The 20,804-nt window shown below is 54.0% G+C and carries 19 protein-coding genes and 1 pseudogene; 16 read left to right on the plus strand and 4 right to left on the minus strand.

The annotated features are described in order from the left end of the window. Positions 1-5: 5 nt before the first annotated feature. The 13 genes from H6F94_RS27120 to H6F94_RS27180 all read left to right on the plus strand — a co-directional run bounded on the left by H6F94_RS27120 (position 6) and on the right by H6F94_RS27180 (position 10,580). A complete protein-coding gene (locus H6F94_RS27120) occupies positions 6-1,010 on the plus strand; it encodes an RluA family pseudouridine synthase (protein ID WP_242041437.1) in 1,005 nt (334 codons plus the stop codon). Between the two features lie 625 nt (positions 1,011-1,635). Then, positions 1,636-2,154 (plus strand): C-phycocyanin subunit beta, encoded by a 519-nt coding sequence (cpcB, locus tag H6F94_RS27125; RefSeq protein WP_190805384.1) that lies wholly within the window; start codon positions 1,636-1,638, stop codon positions 2,152-2,154. A 52-nt stretch (positions 2,155-2,206) separates the two neighbouring features. After that, entirely contained in the window at positions 2,207-2,695 is a 489-nt protein-coding gene (cpcA, locus tag H6F94_RS27130) for a C-phycocyanin subunit alpha (protein WP_199320675.1), read from the plus strand. A gap of 130 nt (positions 2,696-2,825) precedes the next feature. Next, entirely contained in the window at positions 2,826-3,695 is an 870-nt protein-coding gene (locus H6F94_RS27135; protein WP_190805385.1) for a phycobilisome linker polypeptide, read from the plus strand. A gap of 168 nt (positions 3,696-3,863) precedes the next feature. Next, positions 3,864-4,118, plus strand: coding sequence for a rod-capping linker protein CpcD (gene cpcD / locus H6F94_RS27140; RefSeq protein ID WP_190805386.1), 255 nt, complete (start codon positions 3,864-3,866; stop codon positions 4,116-4,118). Between the two features lie 25 nt (positions 4,119-4,143). Beyond that, the gene (cpcE, locus tag H6F94_RS27145; protein ID WP_190805387.1) at positions 4,144-4,971 is read left to right on the plus strand and encodes a C-phycocyanin alpha-cysteine-84 phycocyanobilin lyase subunit CpcE; all 828 of its coding nucleotides are present in this window, start codon (positions 4,144-4,146) and stop codon (positions 4,969-4,971) included. Positions 4,972-5,019: 48 nt separating this feature from the next. Then, positions 5,020-5,622: a HEAT repeat domain-containing protein gene (locus tag H6F94_RS27150; RefSeq protein ID WP_190805388.1), complete on the plus strand. Its 603-nt coding sequence runs from the start codon at positions 5,020-5,022 to the stop codon at positions 5,620-5,622. Between the two features lie 130 nt (positions 5,623-5,752). Next, entirely contained in the window at positions 5,753-6,580 is an 828-nt protein-coding gene (locus H6F94_RS27155; protein WP_190805389.1) for a phycobilisome rod-core linker polypeptide, read from the plus strand. Between the two features lie 90 nt (positions 6,581-6,670). After that, a complete protein-coding gene (locus tag H6F94_RS27160) occupies positions 6,671-7,408 on the plus strand; it encodes a phycobilisome rod-core linker polypeptide (protein ID WP_190805390.1) in 738 nt (245 codons plus the stop codon). Positions 7,409-7,434: 26 nt separating this feature from the next. Next, complete coding sequence (locus H6F94_RS27165) at positions 7,435-8,148, plus strand: phycobilisome rod-core linker polypeptide (protein ID WP_190805391.1); 714 nt, start codon at positions 7,435-7,437, stop codon at positions 8,146-8,148. Between the two features lie 85 nt (positions 8,149-8,233). Beyond that, positions 8,234-9,010: a phycobilisome rod-core linker polypeptide gene (locus H6F94_RS27170; protein ID WP_190805392.1), complete on the plus strand. Its 777-nt coding sequence runs from the start codon at positions 8,234-8,236 to the stop codon at positions 9,008-9,010. A gap of 153 nt (positions 9,011-9,163) precedes the next feature. Beyond that, positions 9,164-9,532, plus strand: coding sequence for a metal-sensing transcriptional repressor (locus H6F94_RS27175; RefSeq protein ID WP_190805393.1), 369 nt, complete (start codon positions 9,164-9,166; stop codon positions 9,530-9,532). Between the two features lie 85 nt (positions 9,533-9,617). Beyond that, positions 9,618-10,580, plus strand: a complete 963-nt coding sequence (locus H6F94_RS27180; RefSeq protein ID WP_190805394.1) for a glycosyltransferase family 9 protein — start codon at positions 9,618-9,620, stop codon at positions 10,578-10,580. 203 nt (positions 10,581-10,783) lie between these two features. Here H6F94_RS27180 and H6F94_RS27185 read toward each other — a convergent pair whose 3' ends face one another. From H6F94_RS27185 to H6F94_RS27200, 4 genes are all read right to left on the minus strand, one after another. Beyond that, positions 10,784-11,479 (minus strand): alpha/beta fold hydrolase, encoded by a 696-nt coding sequence (locus H6F94_RS27185; protein WP_190805395.1) that lies wholly within the window; start codon positions 11,477-11,479, stop codon positions 10,784-10,786. Between the two features lie 58 nt (positions 11,480-11,537). After that, positions 11,538-12,140: an ATP-dependent Clp endopeptidase proteolytic subunit ClpP gene (gene clpP, locus H6F94_RS27190; protein WP_190805396.1), complete on the minus strand. Its 603-nt coding sequence runs from the start codon at positions 12,138-12,140 to the stop codon at positions 11,538-11,540. Positions 12,141-12,405: 265 nt separating this feature from the next. After that, the gene (locus H6F94_RS27195) at positions 12,406-12,984 is read right to left on the minus strand and encodes an SRPBCC family protein (protein WP_190805397.1); all 579 of its coding nucleotides are present in this window, start codon (positions 12,982-12,984) and stop codon (positions 12,406-12,408) included. Further along, entirely contained in the window at positions 12,966-13,313 is a 348-nt protein-coding gene (locus tag H6F94_RS27200; RefSeq protein ID WP_190805398.1) for an ArsR/SmtB family transcription factor, read from the minus strand. The genes H6F94_RS27195 and H6F94_RS27200 overlap by 19 nt, the downstream gene beginning before the upstream one ends. 175 nt (positions 13,314-13,488) lie before the next feature. On the opposite strand from H6F94_RS27200, the pseudogene clpP (H6F94_RS27205) reads away from it, so the two are divergent. The 3 genes and pseudogenes from clpP (H6F94_RS27205) to H6F94_RS27215 all read left to right on the plus strand — a co-directional run. Further along, positions 13,489-14,115 (plus strand): annotated as a pseudogene (gene clpP / locus H6F94_RS27205) (ATP-dependent Clp endopeptidase proteolytic subunit ClpP); the annotation flags it as partial. A gap of 273 nt (positions 14,116-14,388) precedes the next feature. Further along, positions 14,389-18,960, plus strand: a complete 4,572-nt coding sequence (locus tag H6F94_RS27210; protein WP_190805400.1) for a GAF domain-containing protein — start codon at positions 14,389-14,391, stop codon at positions 18,958-18,960. A gap of 68 nt (positions 18,961-19,028) precedes the next feature. Continuing rightward, the gene (locus H6F94_RS27215) at positions 19,029-20,747 is read left to right on the plus strand and encodes an ArnT family glycosyltransferase (RefSeq protein ID WP_199320676.1); all 1,719 of its coding nucleotides are present in this window, start codon (positions 19,029-19,031) and stop codon (positions 20,745-20,747) included. Positions 20,748-20,804 lie beyond the last annotated feature (57 nt).

Here is a 20,804-nt window from a genome sequence, read left to right on the forward strand (position 1 = left end):
CAAACATGGCGACTGTCCGTCAACGCGTCGATTCAATGCCCGAAAGTCGCTCTGAACCAGAAACAGGGCATTTAGCTCAGATCCAGATCCCACCCGTAGCACCAGAGGACTCGGGAGAACGTCTGGACCGTTGGCTCGCTGAGCAATTGCCTGATCTCTCTCGGTCCCGCATCCAGAAACTGATCGAGCAGGGGCAGGTCCGGCTCAATGGGCAGGTCTGTAACAAAAAAGACTTGGTGCAGGTAGGCGATCAGGTTGACCTGAGCTTGCCTGAGCCTGAGCCTCTGGCAATTGAGCCAGAAACCATGCCTCTGAGTATTCTCTATGAAGATGATCAACTATTAGTAATCGATAAACCAGTGGGTCTCGTCGTTCATCCAGCACCTGGCCACAGCTCTGGCACGCTGGTCAACGGCCTGTTGGCTCACTGTCAAGATTCGCTCTCCGGCATTGGCGGGGTCCAGCGTCCCGGTATTGTGCATCGGTTAGATCGGGATACTACAGGTGTGATGGTGGTAGCTAAAACAGACGCAGCCCACCGCAGCCTCCAAGCTCAGATTCAGGCGAAAACAGCCCGGCGCGAGTATCTAGGTGTCATTTATGGCTGCCCCCGAACAGAAGCGGGCAGCGTGAGTGCTCCACTAGGCAGGCACCCTGTGGACCGTAAGAAAATGGCTGTGGTCCCTGAAGCGGAAGGCGGACGTCAGGCGGTGACCCACTGGCGAATTCAAGAACGGTTGGGGAACTACACGCTGCTGCACTTTGACTTGGAGACTGGTAGAACCCATCAAATTCGGGTTCACGCTGCTTATATGGGGCACCCGATTGTTGGTGACCCCGTTTACGCCTCCGGCAAAACGCTTGGCGTTAACCTGCCAGGTCAGGCCCTCCATGCTTGGCGCTTGAGCTTTCAACATCCCACTACTCGGGAGGCTCTGAGTTTTGAGGCTCCCTTACCAGGGCCATTTCTCACCCTGCTCCAAGTGCTTCGGCAGCGTTCAAGCTTCTAAATCGAGGGGAAATTAGAAGTAGCTATGTAAAGTTGAGGCTGTCACGGTTATAAAACTTCAAGCAAACAGCCCAGTTCTTCAACCTCTCGGTGGAGAGCCAAAACGAGAGCATTAGGCGAATCGGCAGGATTCTTAAGAAAGCCTAAGCGTGGGCAAGCCTTCTTGATACGCTTTTACAAAGCTTAGTATTTAGACCTAAAACTGGGGTTCTAAAGCACTCAAAGCCTTGATTTGTACGGCCTCCGCTAAAAGTTTGCAACAGTCGACACCTTTTTACCATTCTTAATAAATAAATGCTTGAGGGCATTGTATAAAGAGAACCTGAAGGCGGTGCTCACAGGCGCAAGCTGAGATGTACAAGGCCTTTCAGGTGTCGAGACGGTGTTTCAGGGGGAGCCAATGCCTTCTCATTCGGGCGTTAATATTTCTCAGTTTTCTCAGAGAACTGCTCTGGTTAACCGAGTTAGCGTCCAAGCGGAAGGATCACTTAGAGAGCGTTCCTCCTTAAGCTCGGCCTCGAAACTGGTCTACACTTTCAACGTTTCCAGCGTTGCATTTCTAAGCCATTTTCGGTTTTAGAGATGTTTGTGAAACTCAACACGTTAACAGCAAGTAGGAGACAAACATGTTAGACGCATTCGCCAAGGTTGTTTCTCAGGCTGATGCCAAGGGCGAGTTCCTGAGCGGCGGCCAATTGGATGCCCTGCAGCGCCTGGTCACAGATGGCAACAAGCGCTTGGACGTCGTCAACCGCATCACCGGCAACGCCTCGACCATCGTCGCTAACGCCGCCCGTGCTCTGTTTGCTGAGCAGCCTCAGCTGATCGCTCCTGGCGGTAATGCCTACACCAACCGCCGTGCGGCTGCTTGCTTGCGCGACATGGAAATCATCCTGCGCTACGTGACCTACGCAACGATCGCAGGTGATGCCAGTGTGCTGGATGATCGCTGCCTGAACGGTCTGCGTGAGACCTATCAAGCGCTGGGCGTACCCGGTGGTTCAGTGGCTGCTGGTGTGCAGAAGATGAAGGATGCTGCGATTGCCATCGCTAACGATCCCAACGGCATCACCAAGGGCGATTGCAACCAGTTGATGTCTGAAGTGGCTAGCTACTTCGATCGTGCTGCTGCCGCTGTTGCCTAACTTTTTTGACTGCCGTACAAGCGTACAAACTTGAAGGAAGATATCCAGCATTATGAAGACCCCCATCACTGAAGCCATCGCAACCGCTGACACCCAGGGCCGTTTCCTCAGCAACGCTGAGCTGACCCAGGTCTATGGCCGCTACGAGCGTGCTGAAGCCGCTCTAGCTGCTGCTCGTCTGCTGACCGACAACGCTCAGCGCCTGATCGATGGTGCTGCCCAAGCTGTCTACCAAAAGTTCCCTTACACCACCCAGCAGCAAGGCTCTAACTTCGCCTCCAGCCCTGAAGGTAAGGCTAAGTGCGCTCGGGACATCGGTTACTACCTGCGGATCGTCACCTACAGCTTAGTTGCTGGTGGCACAGGTCCTCTGGATGAGTACCTGATCGCTGGTCTGTCTGAGATCAACCGCACCTTTGATCTATCCCCCAGCTGGTACATTGAAGCCCTCAAGTGGATCAAGGCCAACCACGGTGGTTCTGGTCAGCCTGCTGTTGAAGCCAACGCCTACATTGACTACGCAATCAACGCCCTGAGCTAGTCAAAAGTCCTTGGGGATGCCTGGAGGGGTGAGCGAGGGTTGGCGATTCTCCGCTAACAGTTGTTTGCTTCTCCAGGCATTGCGCTTGTTTGGTTAAAAAACTTCAGCGTTCCGCATAGGAGATTAAGGCATGAGTGGTTTAGCATCAGCAAGTCGGCTGGGCATTTCCGCCTTTGATGAGACTCAGCGGGTCGAATTGCGGCCAAACCGGTCTGAAGAAAACGTTCAGGCTGTTATCTCGGCTGTGTATCGGCAGCTCTTAGGCAACGATTACGTTATGGCGAGTGAACGCCTAACCTATGCCGAGTCGCAATTGCGTCAAGGCACAACTACGGTTCGGGAATTCGTGCGAACTGTTGCCAAATCAGAGCTTTACAAAACCAGATTTTTCTATCCCAACTCCAACAATCGCTTTACGGAGTTGAACTATAAGCACCTGCTCGGTCGTGCTCCCTACGACGAAGCAGAGCTGATCTTCCACTTCGGTCTATATAACGAGAAAGGCTACGACGCTGACATTGATGCCTTCATTGACAGTGAAGAGTACGTTACCAACTTTGGGGACAATGTTGTTCCCTTCTATCGGGGCTTTGGCTACTTTACGGGTGCACGGACGGTTGGCTTCAACCGCATGTTCCGTCTCTACCGGGGTTATGCCAACAGCGACAGCTCCCAGGTTGAAGGTAAGAGCCCTCGCCTGACCCGTAACTTGGCGCAAAACAGCTCGAATACCATTGTTGGTCCCTCTGGCGGAGCTACGGGTTGGTCCTACCGCGCTTCTTCGGATTCTGCACCTCGCAATCGTCCCAACACGGGTGCAGGCACAGCAGATGATCTGAACCGGCTGTACCGGCTAGAAGTGACCAGCATTCGGACCCCGGGCTATCCAGCCGTGCGCCGAAGCAGTACTGTATTTATGGTGCCTCATCACCAACTCTTAGCGAAGATGCAGCAAATCCACCGCACTGGTGGCAAGATCGCTAGCATTACGCCAGTTTAGAGATGAGCAGGGCCAAGCCCTGCTGATTCAGAAATTCGAAAACCTGCCCAAAGTTTTGAGTGTGAAGCGTGGAGAGTTGGGGGTGTAGACTCGCTCTTCACTCTCTGCCCCCCACGCTTTACTCTCTATCCTTAAACCACTCAATTCAGTTTGGAGTTTCTAAAGACTATGCTGGGTCAAACCGCCACTGGAACTGCCGCAACCACCGAAGCTGGACGCCGCATTTTCCGCATCGAGTACGAAGGACTGCGTCAGAACGAAGAAACGAACCGCAGTTCTTACTCCATCCGCCGCAGCGGCCCCAGTTCAGTCACGGTGTCCTATGGCAAGCTAAACGAGGAAATGCAGCGCCTCAACCGACTAGGCGCTCGCATCCTGAAGGTGGAACCGTTGACAGCTGGCAAGGAATCTAATCTCAGCTAATCCCGGTTCTGACAGCAGGTCGACCATGCAGGACAATGCCCTACCCGATCCCAGCCTCACTCGTGAGAAGGCGTTAGCCAATCTCGTGGGTGAGGATCTGAGTTTGCGCTACTACGCCGCCTGGTGGTTGGGCAGAATGCGTGTGAACGATCAGGAGGCTGTGGACGCTTTGATGGTTGCGCTAAGCGATGAGGCAGACCGCACTGAACTAGGCGGTTATCCGCTGAGGCGCAATGCCGCCCGCGCCTTGGGCAAACTAGGAGACGTTCGGGCCGTGCCTGCGTTAATGGCTTGTCTGGAGTGCGAGGACTTTTACGTCCGCGAAGCGGCTGCACAATCACTGGCTGTATTAGGGGACAACCGTTGTGTCGCTGCCTTGCGCCAACTGCTTGCAGGTGGGGTGGAAGCGGCACAACAGATGCCCGGTCAGCCCCATCTGCGCCAACCCTACGAGGATGTTCTAGAGGCACTAGGAGCGCTCAAGGCTCAAGACGCAGTTGCAGAGGTCGCTCCTTTTTTGGAGCATCCGGTGCCTCGGGTGCGCTTGAGTGCTGCTCGGGCGATGTATAGCCTCACAGGTGAGCGTCAGTACGCTGAGCAATTGGTGCGCGCCCTTGAAGATCCAGATATCAATCTGCGTCGAGTTGCGTTGAGTGACTTGGGCGCAGTGGGCTATTTGGAGGCAGCTCAGCCAATTGCTCGGGCTCGAACCGAAAACAGTTTTAAGCTGTTTGCCTTGAAGGGCCTGCTCGACGTGCATTTGAACGTAGCGCCCTCTGTGGCACTCGCCATGGAACCTCATCCAGAAAATCCTCTTCCAGCCGTGCTGGATTTGATCGATAACTTGCTGTAGTTGCTGTGGGGACGATTTCAGTCGTCCTCTAGCCCTGAGGACTTGGAAATGGATACTGGCACTCTCATCCAAAATGTGCAGCAGGCCGCCAGCCCAACCGAGCTGATTCAGGCCGTGCAAGCCCTAGCTGCGTCAAGCGAAGCTGAAGCGATTCCAGCGCTGATCGAAGTGCTGGGCTACAACAACCCAGCAGCAGCGATTACCGCAATGCAGGGTTTAGTTAGGTGGGGCGAAACAGCTGTGCCTTTGTTGATCGAGAAATTGGACGGCTACAACTACGGGGCACGGGCCTATGCAATTCGAGCATTGGCAACGCTGGGTGATGCTCGGGCCTTAGAAGTACTGGTGCAGGCTGCCGAGACTGATTTTGCTCCCAGCGTACGTCGGGCGGCGACAAAAGGTTTAGGCGGGATTTATCGGGCAGCACCGCAGCGTATCCAAACCAGCTTGAGCCAACTGGTTCAGGACGAAGACTGGTCTATTCGCTATGCTGCCGTTGTTTCTCTAGAAGCGATTGCTCAAGCGGTTGATCATCCCAACGCAGAAGCTAGCCTCAAGCATCTTGCTGGGCAAGATGCAGAGCCAGTTGTACAGGCCCGAGCCCTGCTCGCTCTCCAACGCTTGCGACAGCTTATCCCGTCTGAGCTCTAGATATCTAAGCACACAGGCACCTAGGCGCTTAGTTCAAGTCTCCTCAACTGAGTCAAGCGACAGAACCTTAACCGGACCTCAGCCGTCGATCCCAAAATTCTAATTCCAAGACCTTTGTAAGGACTTTTTTATGGCCCTACCCCTACTTGAAACTAAGCCCCGCAGTCAGAACTATCGAGTTCCTGGCTATGAAGTTGCTGATGAAGATGACCCTAAAGTTTACCGCCTCAGCGATGCGACTGAAGACGATGTGCAAGCTCTGATTTGGGTTGCCTATCGCCAAATTTTCAGCGAGCATTTGATTCTTGAAAGCTACCGCCAAAAATTTTTAGAGTCACAACTGAAGAACCGCAAAATCAGTGTGCGTGAGTTCATTCGCGGACTCGGCAAGTCAGAGGTCTATCGACAGTTGGTGATGGAAACCAACTCGAATTATCGCTTGGTCGATATTAGCTTCAAGCGCTTCTTGGGCCGTGCCACTCATGATCAGGGTGAGCAAATCGCCCAGTCGATTGTCATCGCCAATCAGGGGCTAGGAGGCTTCATTGACTCTCTAGTCGATAGCGAGGAGTATTTGCAGGCCTTTGGTGAGGATGCTGTGCCTTACCAAAGGCGGCGGTTCGAAGGGCGACCCTTCAACCTGGTTAATCCCCGCTACAGCGATTACTGGCGCAATCGTCAAATTGAGTTGGATCTGGTAGGCCGGTCATTCTACAAAGTGCGTCGTTACAGCGCTGACGATCTGGATAAAACCGTGATTCGTCAGGCGATTCCACTCACCTTCTTGAAGATGGCTGAGAGTCTAAGCCCTGGCCAGGTGAATTATCAATCGACGCTGGCTAAGGCTAAGAGCGCCAAACGCACTGAAATTCCGGATATGACCCGGAGCGGCCAACCCCCTGCTCGTTTGACTCGCGGCGAGGTTGCGCTGCCTTACCGCTATCTGCCCAACTCGTGATTAGGGATTAGGGGATGGACTGAGTGACAGCCCGCCCCCCCTAACCCCCATCCCCTAGCCCCCTTCCCTAGCATTCGGAGATTGCTGACTATGTCCTTACCTCTGCTGAACTACAAGCCTGCCTCCCGAAACCACCGGGTCGCGGGTTATGAAGTTGCCAATGAAGAAACGCCGCGCACTTACCGCAAGGAAGATGTTACTAGCGCCACTGATTTTGACGAGCTGATCTGGGCGGCCTATCGTCAAATTTTCAGTGAGCACTTAATTCTACAAAGCAGCCGGCAAACCTTTTTGGAGTCCCAACTCAGGAATGGCGCAGTCAGTGTGCGTGACTTCATTCGTGGCCTGGGTAAATCAGAAGTGTTTTACCAGTTAGTCGTTGAAGCCAATAATAATTATCGACTGGTTGATATCTGCTTGAAGCGCTTTTTAGGGCGCGATGCTTACAACAAGGGCGAAGAGATTTCCTGGTCAATTTATATCGCCGAAAACGGAATTGGTGGCTTTGTTGACGCCCTAGTCGATAGCGAAGAATACGAGCAGAATTTTGGCGAAAACACTGTTCCCTATCAACGTCGGCGTTATGGTCAGCGTCCCTACAACTTAGTAACGCCTCGCTACGGCGACCAGTGGCGCGAAAAGCTGGATCGGGAGCGCCCCCGCACTGGCGATGTCAAGAACTTTTTGGAAATGGCTCGCGAACTCAAGCCCAAGGGCACAACGTTCAACAAAGTGAGCGTCCAAAACATTCAGGTACCCAGCACGTCTCGGGAAACGCAAGCCCAAACGGGTAAAAACATCAATTCCAGCTTCAGCTTCCCCTTGTAGTTTTCTAACTCTGGAGGATCATCCGTATGGCTGCTGTGCCCCTACTGAGCTATCCGCTAACGGTACAAGACCAACGAGTTTCTGGCTTTGGTTTATCAGACCAAAATGGCTCTGGATTTCGGGTTTATCGGTCTGAGAACACCCAATCCGATAGCGAACGCTCAGACTTGCTTTGGGCGACCTATCGCCAACTGTTCAGCGAGCATGAGATTTTAGAAAGCAATCGCCCCAAGGCGCTGGAATCTCAATTCAAGAACGGCTCCCTAAGCGTGCGCGACTTCGTACGCGCCCTGGGTAAGTCTGAGGCGTTCTACCGCTTATTGGTCGAAGCCAATAATAACTACCGTTTGGTTGATCTCTGCCTCAAGCGCTTCCTGGGCCGGGCCTCCTACAACGAGCAGGAGCGTATTGCTTGGTCGATTGTGATTGCTGAACAGGGCTTTAGTCGCTTTGTTGATGCCCTGATTGATTCTCAGGAATACGAGACTAGTTTTGGCGAGAATACAGTTCCCTACCAACGGAGTCGTCGGTCGGAGCGGCCCTTCAATCTAGTGACACCGCGTTATGGCGAGGACTACCGAGACAAGCAGCCCCCAGCCAAGCCCTACTGGCTTGTAAGAGTGGAGCAGTTTGTGCCCTTGGTCGCGCAAATGGGCTGGCAACCATTCCTGGCGTTGCTAGGTTCTGGCCTCGGTGTCACTGTTGTTTTCTACCTACTAGCTCTCGCTCTAGCCCGCTAAGTTAGGTGGCGATTTTGCCAGTCTTGATTCAGCGCCGCTGTTTTACGATAACTTTCTCTTATACCCACGTCAGGAGCCTTGCTCAATGCCTGCAGTGCCCTTACTCAATTACACCCCTTCGACCCAAAATCAGCGGGTTGCTAGCTTTGGAATTGCTGATCGAGATGAGGACAGCTACCGCGCTTATCGTCTGGAAGATGTTTCTTCCCCTACCGAGATTGATGAGCTAATTTGGGCCAGCTATCGCCAAATCTTCAGTGAGCACCAGATTCTGGAGAGCAATCGGCAGAAAGCGCTGGAATCCCAGTTAAAAAATGGCTCCCTCAGCGTGCGCGACTTTGTGCGCGGCCTTGCGAAGTCTGAAGTGTTCTATGAGCGTGTAGTCTCAGTGAACAACAACTACCGACTCGTAAGCCTGCTGGTCCGTCGCCTTCTAGGCCGGGACAGTTATAACAAGGGTGAAGAAATCGCCTGGTCGATTGTTATTGGTGAGCAGGGCTACACCGCTTTTGTGGATGCCTTGGTCGATAGCGACGAATATGAGCAGAATTTTGGCGAAAATACAGTCCCCTATCAGCGCAAGCGCTTCGGCAGCAACACTGAAGGCCGTCCGTTCAACCTAGTTACGCCCCGTTACGGTGAGGATTACCGTGAGAACTACGGTGTTACCCAGAACGACTGGCGCTTCACCCTGGAGAAGTTCTACAGCAAGAAGTTCCAGCAGCGCTACATCCCCGAAGGCGACCCTCGCAAGTTCTTAGATGTGGCTCGCTCCATCAATCCCAAGGTGAACTATGCCCAGTCATTACGGGCAGCGGATATTGATTACCTAGCAGCAGTGCCCTATCGAGGCCGTCGCTAAGCCAATTCTTGCTTAGTAATCTCAGATGTAGGGTCTAATCCAGAGTGGGCCAGGGATATTCCCTGGCCCACTCTGTTTGGGAGTTTACACTGGGATAGGCTCCCGAGCCTTTTCATCTCCTTTCCTCTGTCCCACTGTCTTCAGGCGGTCCCTATGAGTTCCCTACACCCTCCCCTGACTCATCCAGATAGTGAACCTGAGCTGCTGGACTCTCCCGTGGAGCCTGAGCCCCATTCTCATAGCCATCCCCATGTCCATGACTCTGAGTCTGTGCGGCGCTTGAGCAATCGCCTCTCGCGCATCGAAGGCCATATTCGTGGCATCAAGCGGATGGTGCAAGAAAGTAGCCCTTGTCCAGATGTTCTGATCCAGGTGGCGGCGGTGCGAGGCGCGCTCGACCGCGTCGCCCACAGCATCCTCGAAGAGCACCTCACGCAGTGCATTGCACGTGCGGCTCAGGAAGGCAATATCGAAACCGAGATTGCCGAACTGAAGGTAGCGCTTGACCGCTTCCTCAAATGAGTCCTAGCAAGGAGGCGGCAGACGCCAACATCCGGTTTACAATTGGTTGCGTTGTCAGACGCCTACAGGAGCGCGCTTGAGCAAAATGAAGCGTGTATTGGCTCTAGTGCCTGGCGGGATTGGTGATCAAATTCTGTTCTTTCCCACCCTGGACGATCTCAAGCAGCAAATTCCTGATGTCCGGATCGATGTGGTCACTGAGCCTCGCTCCGTGGGTGCCTATCGTCTTTGTAAATCAGTTACTCAGGTCATTCCCTTCGATTTCAAAGCCAACAACAGTTTGGCGGACTGGGGCAACCTGCTCGGCGTGATTCGGGAGGTCGAGTACGATACTGTATTTTCTCTGGGCAAGCGGTTCGCGGTCGGCCTACTGCTTTGGCTTACAGGTATTCGGCAGCGGGTGGGCTACAGCGGCGATGGTCAATTATTTTTGACCGATTCAGTGCCCCTAAATCTGGATCAGTATGCGGCACAGATGTACCACGACCTGCTCAAGGGTCTGGGGATTAATACTCCCTGCCCCGAGATCAGCATCAGCGTGCCTAAGAAAGATATTGAGTGGGCCGAGAGTGAGCAGGAGCGGCTGGCAATTAAAGACAGTGGCTATGTGTTGATCCACGGCGGCTCCAGCCAGCTTGCCAAGGAGAAGGGCATCAATAAGATCTACCCAGTGGAAAACTGGGTGAAGATCATCACTGACTTCAGAAGCCGCCAGCCCGACTTACCAGTGGTCGTGGTGCAGGGCCCGGAAGATGGCTCTCTAGTCAACGATCTGCGCCGAGCCCTGTCCGATCTCAAAATCACAGCTCCTCCTGACTTGGGCAAATTGGCAGCAATGATTGCAGGGGCAAATCTCATGCTCTGTACCGACAGTGCGCCCATGCATCTCGCCGTTGCGGTTCAGACTTACACCCTGGCCCTTTTTGGTCCTACAGACCCCGCCAAGTTGTTGCCCAAGAGCGAGAAGTTCTTACCAATTCGCGCTGAGTCAGGGCTAATCAGTGATATTCCACCGAGCAGCATTTTGGAGCGTGTTTGGGGCAGCTAGCTAAGAGGAAGCAGCTAAGGGATAGCTAACCTGCTGTTTCCTCCAAAGCAAGCGTTCTTCACTGAGTGCTGGGTTAATGCCAGGCTTGCAGCAGAGCCAGCTCTTGGGCTAGCTCTACTGCAAGCCCACTGGAGCTTGAGCCAAGGTTGAAGGCCCTTCTGAATTTCTCAGAAGCTACCGTTAGCTTGTTTAAGGTTTAGATCTTAAGCAGGACTAGAAGTAGAACTATTCGTCACTGCTTCTCTGATAGCGTCCAAAACTTCTTTTGGATGAGAAATTATTGCGGCGTGGCTTGATTCTACAACAGTTGTTGTTGCGGCCATTCGTTTAGACAATTCACGCTGTAATTCAGGTGGAACAGCCTGGTCGTTGTTCGCAACAACATACCAGCTTGGCTTATTTCTCCAGGCTGGCGAATCTCCTTTTACTTGCAGCAGTGATGTAGATGGCGCTGTTTGAGTCGCGTATATCAATGCGGATTGTTCTGCTGTCAGGTCACCCGCAAGAGTCTTTTGTACGCCTTCTTTTGAAATCCAAATAAAGCCTTCTTGTTCTTGAAAGTACTCCGCTTTGGGTTCATATTTACTCATTAGATCTATCATCGATTCGCCAGCATCAGGAGCAAGCGCAGCAATATAGACTAAGCCAGAGACTCGTTCGTCGTTGCCCGCTTGGGTAATGACCATACCACCCCAAGAATGACCAACCAAAATACATTGACCTTCGATGCGAGCCAAAGCGCGTTTCGTTGCAGCAACATCATCCGCTAACGAAGTTAGTGGGTTTTGAACTGCAATAACCTCGTAGCCTTCTGCCAATAGTGTTGGAATAACTTGACTGTAACTAGAGGCATCTGTCCAGAAGCCGTGAACCAAGACAATGCTCTTAACTTCACTCATGATTGTTTTTCCTTTTTGTCAACATCCTGTTGTTCACATCACAGATGCCGCAAATTCGTTAAACGGGTTTCTTCGCAATCGTGCTATCGATCAGACCATAAGCCTTAGCTTCCTCAGCACTCATATAAAAGTCTCGTTCAGAATCCTGTTCAATCCGCTCCTTGGTTTGGCCTGTATTTGCAGCCAGGATGCTGTTGATTATGTTTTTTAGATAGAGAATTTCGCGAGCAACGACTTCAATATCGCTGGCTGGTCCTTGCGCGCCACCGGAGGGCTGGTGGATCATAATCCGGGCATTGGGTAGTGCAAATCGTTTTCCTTTGGTGCCTGAAGACAGCAAGAATGAGCCCATTGAAGCTGCCATGCCTAAGCAGATCGTAGACACGTTGGCGCGAAGCTGGCTCATAGTGTCATAAATCGCCATGCCAGCCGTGACCGAACCACCAGGGCTGTTGATGTACAACAAGATGTCTTGTTCTGGATCTTCAGAGTCTAAGAACAGCAATTGCGCAACGATTGAGTTAGCACTTTCGTCTGTAACTTCTTTTCCTAGAAAAACAATTCGTTCTCTTAAGAGGCGCGAGTAAATATCAAAGGCTCGCTCTGTGGTGCCAGAAGATTGGATCACAGTTGGGATGCTTAGCTGATGGGAGCGTTCCATTATTTGCGTTCTCCTTTTTGCATTCTTTAAGATTGCTGCAATCACAAAACTGGGGCTCACTGTCCAGTTCCCTATCTAGTCACTTTCTACAAGGAACAAAAACACTATTGCCAACCAACTAACCAACTACTGCCGTTAGCCGAGGGTTGAGACAAGCATTATTGTTCTCCAGACAAGCAGCAATGGGCTTTATTTAAGCCCCGTTATTGCGAGTGTTATTGCGAGTGTTACTGTGTGCGCTATGACAGGTAGCTGATTCAGGAAATTAATCCTGCTCGGCGGCCATGCTATTAAGGACCGTGAGCAACCTGTGACGAAGCTTGTAGTTCCAATTCTCTTCAAGATAGAAATCACAGGAGGAATCAGTGTCTGACTTTCTATAGCTGAAGGGCTGTGTTCCTGAGGTGATTGGTTCTAGGGTCCGAATGTTCGCGTTTGAACTTGGAGACTGATACCAAGCTCGGCTTGCCTGACGACCAGGCAACCGCATCAACTCATCAAATGAGTTAGGCTCCGGCTTACAGCCTTGATGCTCCAATTGCAGCCGAGTTCCCCCGGCTACAGGCGTTAGCGTCCAAGTCACAACCGTAGGCTGACTCATTAGACTGTCTTGCCAGGTGTAGCTCAAGCGCTTAGGCATATCCAAAGCAATCACTTGACACTGGATAGCACCATCCAAGCCGGGTAGCGTATGACCTCGAAACCAGAACTTGTGACCTAAGCGGGGCTCAAAGTCATTGTCCATTAGCCAGTCGGCCAAGGCACGACGGTCAGTAATCACCCGCCATACCCGCTCTGGCGTGTGTGGGTAGAAAACCTGAAGTTTTATGGCTTGTCGGCGCATGGGGGGTCCTCCAATTCATCCAGATAGGTGCCGAGGCGATCTAACTTCTGGGGCCAGAACTGCTCGTAGCGACTGAGCCAATCAGCTACTTCTTGGAGTGGCTCTGGATTGAGCCGGTAAAAGCGCTGCCTCCCTACCCGTCGCTGCGTGACCAAGCTCACCTCACAGAGGATGTGCAAATGCTGGGAGATCGCCGGTAGCGTCAGAGCAAAGGGCTCTGCCAACTGTTTCACAGGCTGCTCTCCCTGGCGCAGACGATCGAGCAAGGCCCGTCGGGTCGGGTCTGCAATTGCCTGAAAAATATCTGCACTGGCAACCGGTCGGCTCATGGCAGCGTCGGCTCAAAAACCTGCTCGAAAGCATAAAACAACCAAGAAACAATTAAGCATTCACTTAACTGTCTTCAGGATAGATAAGCATTCGCTTAATTGTCAATGGGATTCCCTCGCTAGCGGCCCCTTTCAAGCAAGGAATTTATTACATTTGAAGACATAGCGTACCGAACCAGATCAGCGCCCCATGATACCTACCGTTATTGAGCAGTCCGGACGCGGCGAACGCGCCTCTGACCTTTACTCCCGTCTATTGCGCGAGCGCATTATCTTCTTGGGTCAGCAAATTGATGCCAACGTCTCCAATCTTGTGGTGGCGCAACTGCTGTTCCTAGAATCCGAGGATCCGGAGCGGGACATCTACCTTTACGTCAACTCTCCAGGTGGCTCGGTCACAGCTGGCATGGCTATCTACGACACCATCCAATGGATTAAGCCTGATGTTTGCACGATCTGTGTAGGTCTTGCTGCCAGTATGGGAGCTTTTCTGCTGACAGCAGGAGCCAAGGGCAAGCGTATGAGTCTGCCCCACTCGCGCATCATGATCCACCAACCTCTAGGTGGTGCTCAGGGTCAGGCTACAGACATTGAAATTCAGGCCAAAGAAATCCTCTATCACAAGTCCCGTCTCAATGACTTGATGGCCTTCCATACCGGTCAACCTCTAGATCGCATTGAGCAGGACACGGAGCGCGATTTCTTCATGTCTGCCGAAGAATCGCGTGCCTATGGCCTGATCGACGAGGTCATTGTCAAGCGTCCTCGCCCTGAAGAGGCTGCCGTCCCTGTTACCGTCTAGTTTTAGCGTCCTGGTTGGCCAAGTTAGTTAACTCAAGCTGGTTAGCTGGATGGTTATCGTCTAGGCACGATTTTCTGAGGCGATTGGACCTCAAAAAATTGCCTCACCCCAGGTCTAAGCTGGTTTCTAGTGCTTAGAGGGCTTGCTTAAGATCGCTAGGGTGAGGCGATTTTTTGGTGGTAGCAGATCACAGACCAAAATCAATCCGGGTGCTGCATTAGGGAAGCGGACAGATCAAAATACAGATCACCAACGGTCTTGGGCGCAGGACGCATGCCTACTTCGCTTCCTAACCGATTGCCAAAAGCTATTGGTGGCCAATCCATGATCCTCGATGCCCAGGCTACCCAGGCAGCGATTGCGGAGTTGCTGCAACGCTGTGCGGTCGGTGAGCACCCTTCCTTGGAGTGGCTCAGCGGTTGGTTAGCTTGCCTAGAACATTTAGGCGGACTCAGTGCCTTCGACAGCCAGCGAGAGCTCGAAGAACTGCTCACTAGCGTGCCCGTCCACCCAGTGCCCCGCAAGCCTAGGTCAACCCTATACCCGGAAGGTGTGCAGCAGGTCCAGTGGGCGGTGCTACTCAGCCGCATTGCCAACCAGATCTGCAATTCGCAGGATTTAGAAGCAGTCGGCGCCTTTATTATTCACGAGTTGGGACAGGCCATGGAGGCCGACCAGGCAGCATTGGCAGTTTATGACCCCTATGCTGGCACGCTGGTTCTCAATGCGGAGTACCGTTCGCCCGGTAGTCCAGTTCGCCCATTGCAGGGGGCTCATCTTGAGCCGAAGGATTGGCCAAGCAGCACTTGGGCCTTTCGCAGTGGTCAACCCTGGGCCATTGCTGACATCAATATTGCCGATCTTGAGCCCACTGAGCGAATGCTGCTTAACCAGTACAGCTGGCGCTCAGTCCTCCAGGTACCGATGATCACGCGGGGAGGCTTAATTGGCGCAGTCCTGGTCAGCCAGTCCACGCCGCGTTGCTGGAGTGCGGCTGAGATCACGCTAGTGCAACAGGTGGCAGGGCAGGCGGCCATTGCTCTAACCCAGGCCCGACTTTATCAAGAAACGCGTGCCCAGGCTGAGCGGGAAGCTCTGCTGGGGCGCATCAACGATCGTATTCGCCAGTCGCTCGACATCGACACCATCCTGGATACTGCCTTAACCGAGCTGTTGGGGGTTGTGCAGGCCGATGTCGTCAACTTTGGCAAACCGACTGGTGCCGAGGCTGACTGTCTCTACATCAGCCATGAAGTGCATCGAGTTGGCAGCCAGGAAGGGCGTTGGGGCGAGGACACACCCCTGCCGGTGCAGCTGCATCTGTCAGAAAACTCCCTATTTCTCAACCAGATTCGTAACCAGTATCCGGTGATGATCGAGGACACCCGTCACCACCCAGGACTTAGCGAACTGGAACGGCAGACCTTTGAACTCAGACGGATGCGCTCGGTGCTGTCGCTGCCGCTGTGCTATCAAAACACACTGATTGGCAGTCTAACGGCCTACAACCACAGTCCTTATCCCTGGCAACCCGAAGAGATTGACGCTGCCCATGTAGTTGCCAACCAATTAGTCGTCGCGATTACCCACGCCCAGCTTTATGAAGTCTCCCGAGCCAGAGCTGAGCGGGAAATGCTGCTGAATCGGATCGCCAATCGCATTCGCGCCACGCTAGATCTGGACGACATCCTGCAAACCACCGTTGATGAAGTGCGCCAGTTGTTGCAGGTCCAGCGCTGTAACTTCTTTTGGTATCGACCTGAGCGGGGCTGCTTTGCTCTAACTCACGAATCGCGTGAGCCTGGGCTAGACAGCTTAATCGGTGAGTTCAATGTCGAAGAATTGGGCCAATTGGGGGAACATCTGCTGCGTCGAGAGCGCGTTCAGATCGACTCGATTGCAACCCATCCCTTGCTTTGCAGCCAAAGCCGCACTCTGCTGCTGCAAACTGGCTTCCGCTCTGATTTAATTTTGCCGGTTGAGGCCTCGGATGCTCCACTGGACAGTGGGCTAGCCAGTACAACCTCGACTGCTGCCAATGGCGAACTGGGGTTTATCGAATGCGTCGAGTGCAGCACTGAGCGTCAGTGGACCTCTGAAACGGTGGAACTGTTACAGGCCGTTGCCGATCAACTAGCTGTAGCCATTACCCAAGCCCAGCTCTACGCAGCCTCTCGTCGCCAAGCTGAGCGCGAAGCCCTCCTTAATCGCATTACTGCTGCTGCCCGCAGTTCCCTAGACCGAGATGCCATTCTGGAGACAATTGTCACCCAAGTGGGCGAAGGGCTGGGGGTTGAGCGCTGTCACTTGTACCAGCGCCACACCGATACCAACGGCAAGCCAGGGCTTTTGATTAGCCACAGCTATTGCAATGACCCCTGGGCCCCCAACCTGGTTAATACCCACTGGGCCGCAGATGACCTGGGAGAAATCTTTGAGGCGCTGCTGCGGCAGGAAACAGTGGTTATCCCAGATCGCTGCACAGACATCCGCTTCTCTGAGTTTTGCCGCCAGATGTGCTGCGATCTCGATCCAGGCTCAGGGCTGCTCGTGCCGATTGTGCAGTACGAGGATGATCCTGATCTGACTTCGACCCGACGGGCCTGGACCTGGGGAGTTTTAGGCTTAACTCGCAAAGGGGGAAGCAACCAGCCAGCCAGCTTTGCCCCAGCCGATATCACCCTGGCACAGACGGTGGGTGATCAGCTCTCGGTAGCGATTACCCAGGCCGAGCTGTATCAACAAACCCGCTACGCCGCTCAACAGGCGCAGATCCGAGCTCGACGCGAACAAGCCCTCAACGCTGTCGTGACTGCCATTCGCAGCTCGCTCGACCTTGACCAGATTTTGAACCAGGCAGTAAAGGGGCTGGCGCAGGCTTTACAGGCTGACCGCTGCTTACTGTTTATTCGGCCCGACTATAGCACTGGCTACTCCGAGTCAGACGGCTTCCAAATTACCCACGAATACCGGACGGGGCCCTCTCAATCTCTGCTGGGGTACACCTGGAGCGCTGAGGTCCTGGCTCAGGATTACCCAATTTGGTGGCACCTGCATAACAGCGATAGTCCCCATAGCAGCGATGATGTGACCCAAGACCCACTCCTGGGCGACGGCGGCGCGGGTCTGCTGGCGTTGGGTGTCAAGGCTCAGATCTTCGCGCTGATCCGCCGCAGCGATACGCGGGCAGTAATCGGTGGGGTAATGCTGCACGATTGCAAGAGTCCGCGTCGCTGGCAGCTGGCAGACACCCGTACCGTCGTGACCATTACTGACCAGCTAGCCATCGCCATTAACCAGGCGCGTCTATACAACGAGACTCGGGCTGCGGCTGAACGGGAGGCACTACTCAACCAGATCATTTCAGCCCTGCATCACAATTTGGAGCTGGGCACGCTCACACGTCAGGTGGCACAGGGACTCACCGAGGCTCTGGACGTCACCCGTGTCTCCGTATGGCTTTTCTCGCCCGACTATCGCTTACTAGAGTGCTGCCACCTATTCAGCCGGGACCCCAATGAAGCAGGGGTGCTGCCCTGTCCGCCACCCTTGGAGGTAGCCGACTTTCCGGTCTACTTCGAAGCAATTTCGCAGTGGTTGCCGTTGGTGGTGGACAACACCCGCAGTGATCCCCATTTGAATGAGCTTTATCCTGCCTATCTGGAGCGGGCCCAGATTTTCTCTACCCTGGACATGCCCATCGTGCGGCCCGAGGCTGACGATGCACTATCGATGCTTGACAGTCCAGAGATACGGGCTAACGCCGAGGAGTCTCCGGTACCACCTGGTACCAGCGCTGGCCTGCAAGCCCTTTCTGGCATTCTCTGCATCGAGCAATGCAATGCTCCCCGGGTTTGGCAAGCAGATGAAGTCTCCCTAGTAGAAGCGGTAGCGGACCAGCTAGCCGTGGCAATTAACCAGGTACAACTCGTCCATCGCACACGCGAAGCCGCAGCTGATGCCCGTGCTCAGGCCGAGAATCTACGCTCAACTCTAGATGTGTTGCAGGCCACGCAAGCTCAGCTGGTTCAGACTGAGAAAATGTCCAGCCTGGGTCAGATGGTGGCGGGAGTAGCCCACGAGATCAACAACCCGATTAGTTTCATTCATGGCAACGTTCCTCACGCCACGACCTATATTCAGGACTGCCTAACGCTGCTGGATCTCTATCGGCAGCATATGCCCGAGCCACCAACGCAGATCCTTGAATTTCAAGAGCACATGGACCTGGACTTTGTGCGTGAGGACTTAACTGCGATTCTGCGCTCGATGCGTACGGGCACCGAACGGGTCCGCGAAATTGTCCTGACCCTGCGCAACTTCTCCCGGCTCGACGAAACTGACAAGAAGCCTGCTGATTTAAATGAAGGCATTGAGAGCACGCTGTTGCTGCTGCAAAACCGGCTCAAGCAAGGTGCTGATCGCAAAGCTCCCTACAAAGGCGGCATCGAAGTGATTCGGGACTACTCGGAGCTGCCACCCCTACTGTGCTATCCCGGCCAGCTCAACCAAGTCTTTCTCAACCTGCTGAGCAATGCCGTTGATGCCCTGCGCAGTAGTGACCCGCGTGAACGAGGCAACGAGACCGCCTGCATTACGATCAAGACCGGCTGCACTGGCGCTGCCATTCAGGTGCAGATCATCGACAATGGCCCTGGCATCCCGCCGCAAATTCAGCCGCGCCTATTCGATCCGTTTTTCACAACTAAGCCTGTAGGTGAGGGGACAGGCTTAGGGTTATCGATCTGCTATCGAATCGTGGTGGACCACCATCAGGGTTCGATTCGCTGTGAGAGCAAACCAGGTCAGGGAACGATTTTTGTGGTGGAAATTCCCTTGGGTTAGGCTGAGGTCGGCGCTACAGCGTGTTTAATGAACTATTGCCTTAACCTCCTACCCAGTGGCTTAGGCCTGTGAGTCTGCCCCTTTCTCCTTTGCAAACTGCAAATCAGCGCCCAGCACACCGCCTTGATGTGCTTTGGATGAGCGGTTTACTACTCGCTGCTCTGCTGCTCTATACTCTGGTGCTTGGGGAGGTGCCCCTGCGTGACTGGGATGAAGGCACCCATGCTCAAGTCGCACGTGAGATCTGGCAAGCTCCGCCTCACAGCCTGACCTGGCTCTACCCGACCCTTTCCGGTGAGCCTTATTTGAACAAGCCACCGTTGATGCACTGGCTGATGGCCTTGAGTTACCGCCTCGGTGGTGTGCATGAATGGACTGCCCGCTTGCCGGGCACGTTACTCAGTGCCTTCTCGGTGCCCTTGCTTTACCTGTTAAGCCGTGAAGCGGTAGGGTCTCGCTTGCCAGCCCTAATGACGGCCCTGGTGTATCTAACTCTGCTGCCAGTGGTGCGGCATGGGCGCTTGGCCATGCTCGATGGCGCAGTGCTGTGCTTTTGGCTAATCATGGTCTGGTCAGCCTTGCGTGCCCGTCGCGATCTGCGTGCTTGCCTGGGGTTGGGGCTAGGGCTGGGCTTAATCTGCCTGACCAAAGGCTTACTGGGTCTGTTGTTGCTCAGCGTGGTCTTGGCCTTTCTCGCCTGGGACACCCCTCGTCTGCTGCGCTCAGGTTATCTGTGGGGCGGCCTGCTCCTGGGACTGGTGCCGATAGGAGCCTGGTCTGTGGCTCAGTGGCAGCACTACGGCGAGCAATTTGTGCAAACCACTATTTTGAGCCAATCTTTCAGCCGCATTACTAGCGGTGTAGAAGGCAATGGGGGGCCGCCCTGGTACTATCTGCTGGAACTGCTCAAGTACACTTGGCCCTGGCTGATCTTCCTGCCCCGAGGGGTCAGTCTGGCTTGGGAGGACCGCAACCGCAGTTGGGGCAAGTTGGCCCTGGTTTGGTCGGCGCTGTATCTGCTGGCGATTTCGGTGATGGGCACCAAGCTACCTTGGTACATTTTGCCTCTGGAGCCAGCCTTGGCCTTGCTAGTTGGGGTTGAGCTAAGCGCTCTGTGGCGAGGGCAACACCCGTTCCAAAAAGGCGGAGCCCTCATGCTGATGCTGGGGGCAAGCTTGCTCAGTTGCCTGTGCTTCTACGAGCTGTACACCCTGATTGCGGCTCCCGGTTCAGCAACGGATTCTTTGGCTCTGATCCTGACTTTGTCCGCAGCGGCTTTGACGCTGTGGGTTGGCGCGCGGCTGCTCTGGCAGCAGGATCGGCAGGCGATTCCGGTGCTGCTATGGGGCATGTATGTGTCATTACTGCTGCTCATCGGCTCTGGTTTCTGGCTTTGGGAGTTGAACGAGGCTTATCCGGTGCGCCCAGTGGCAAATCTATTGCGGCAACATTTGCCAGCGACGGCAACCGCCTACACCTCGTTTGGGTCCTACCGACCTTCGCTCTACTTCTACAGCGAACGCCACGTCGAGCCGCATTCACTTGAGGAGTTACAGCGCATCTGGCAGCAAGACGCTCATCCGTTTCTGCTGCTAGATGCGCCTGCCCTCAAGAGGCTGTCGCTGCCTCAGGCCGACTCTTTAGGTCGTGCAGTGGGCTGGGTCTTGATAGAACGGACGCCTAAGTCTGGCCAACCAGAACTGGAGGTCCGTCAGCCTAGTGAGGTTAACCGCTTCAAAATTGCTGCCACTGGCGCGCTTGTGCCACACCTGCCTAAACCTGCTTGAGTTAATCTGCTTGAATCGAGGTTGACCTGGGGGCTCGAACTCAGAGCTTGTACTACT

It is taken from the genome of Leptolyngbya sp. FACHB-261 (assembly GCF_014696065.1).
Taxonomy (GTDB): domain Bacteria; phylum Cyanobacteriota; class Cyanobacteriia; order FACHB-261; family FACHB-261; genus FACHB-261.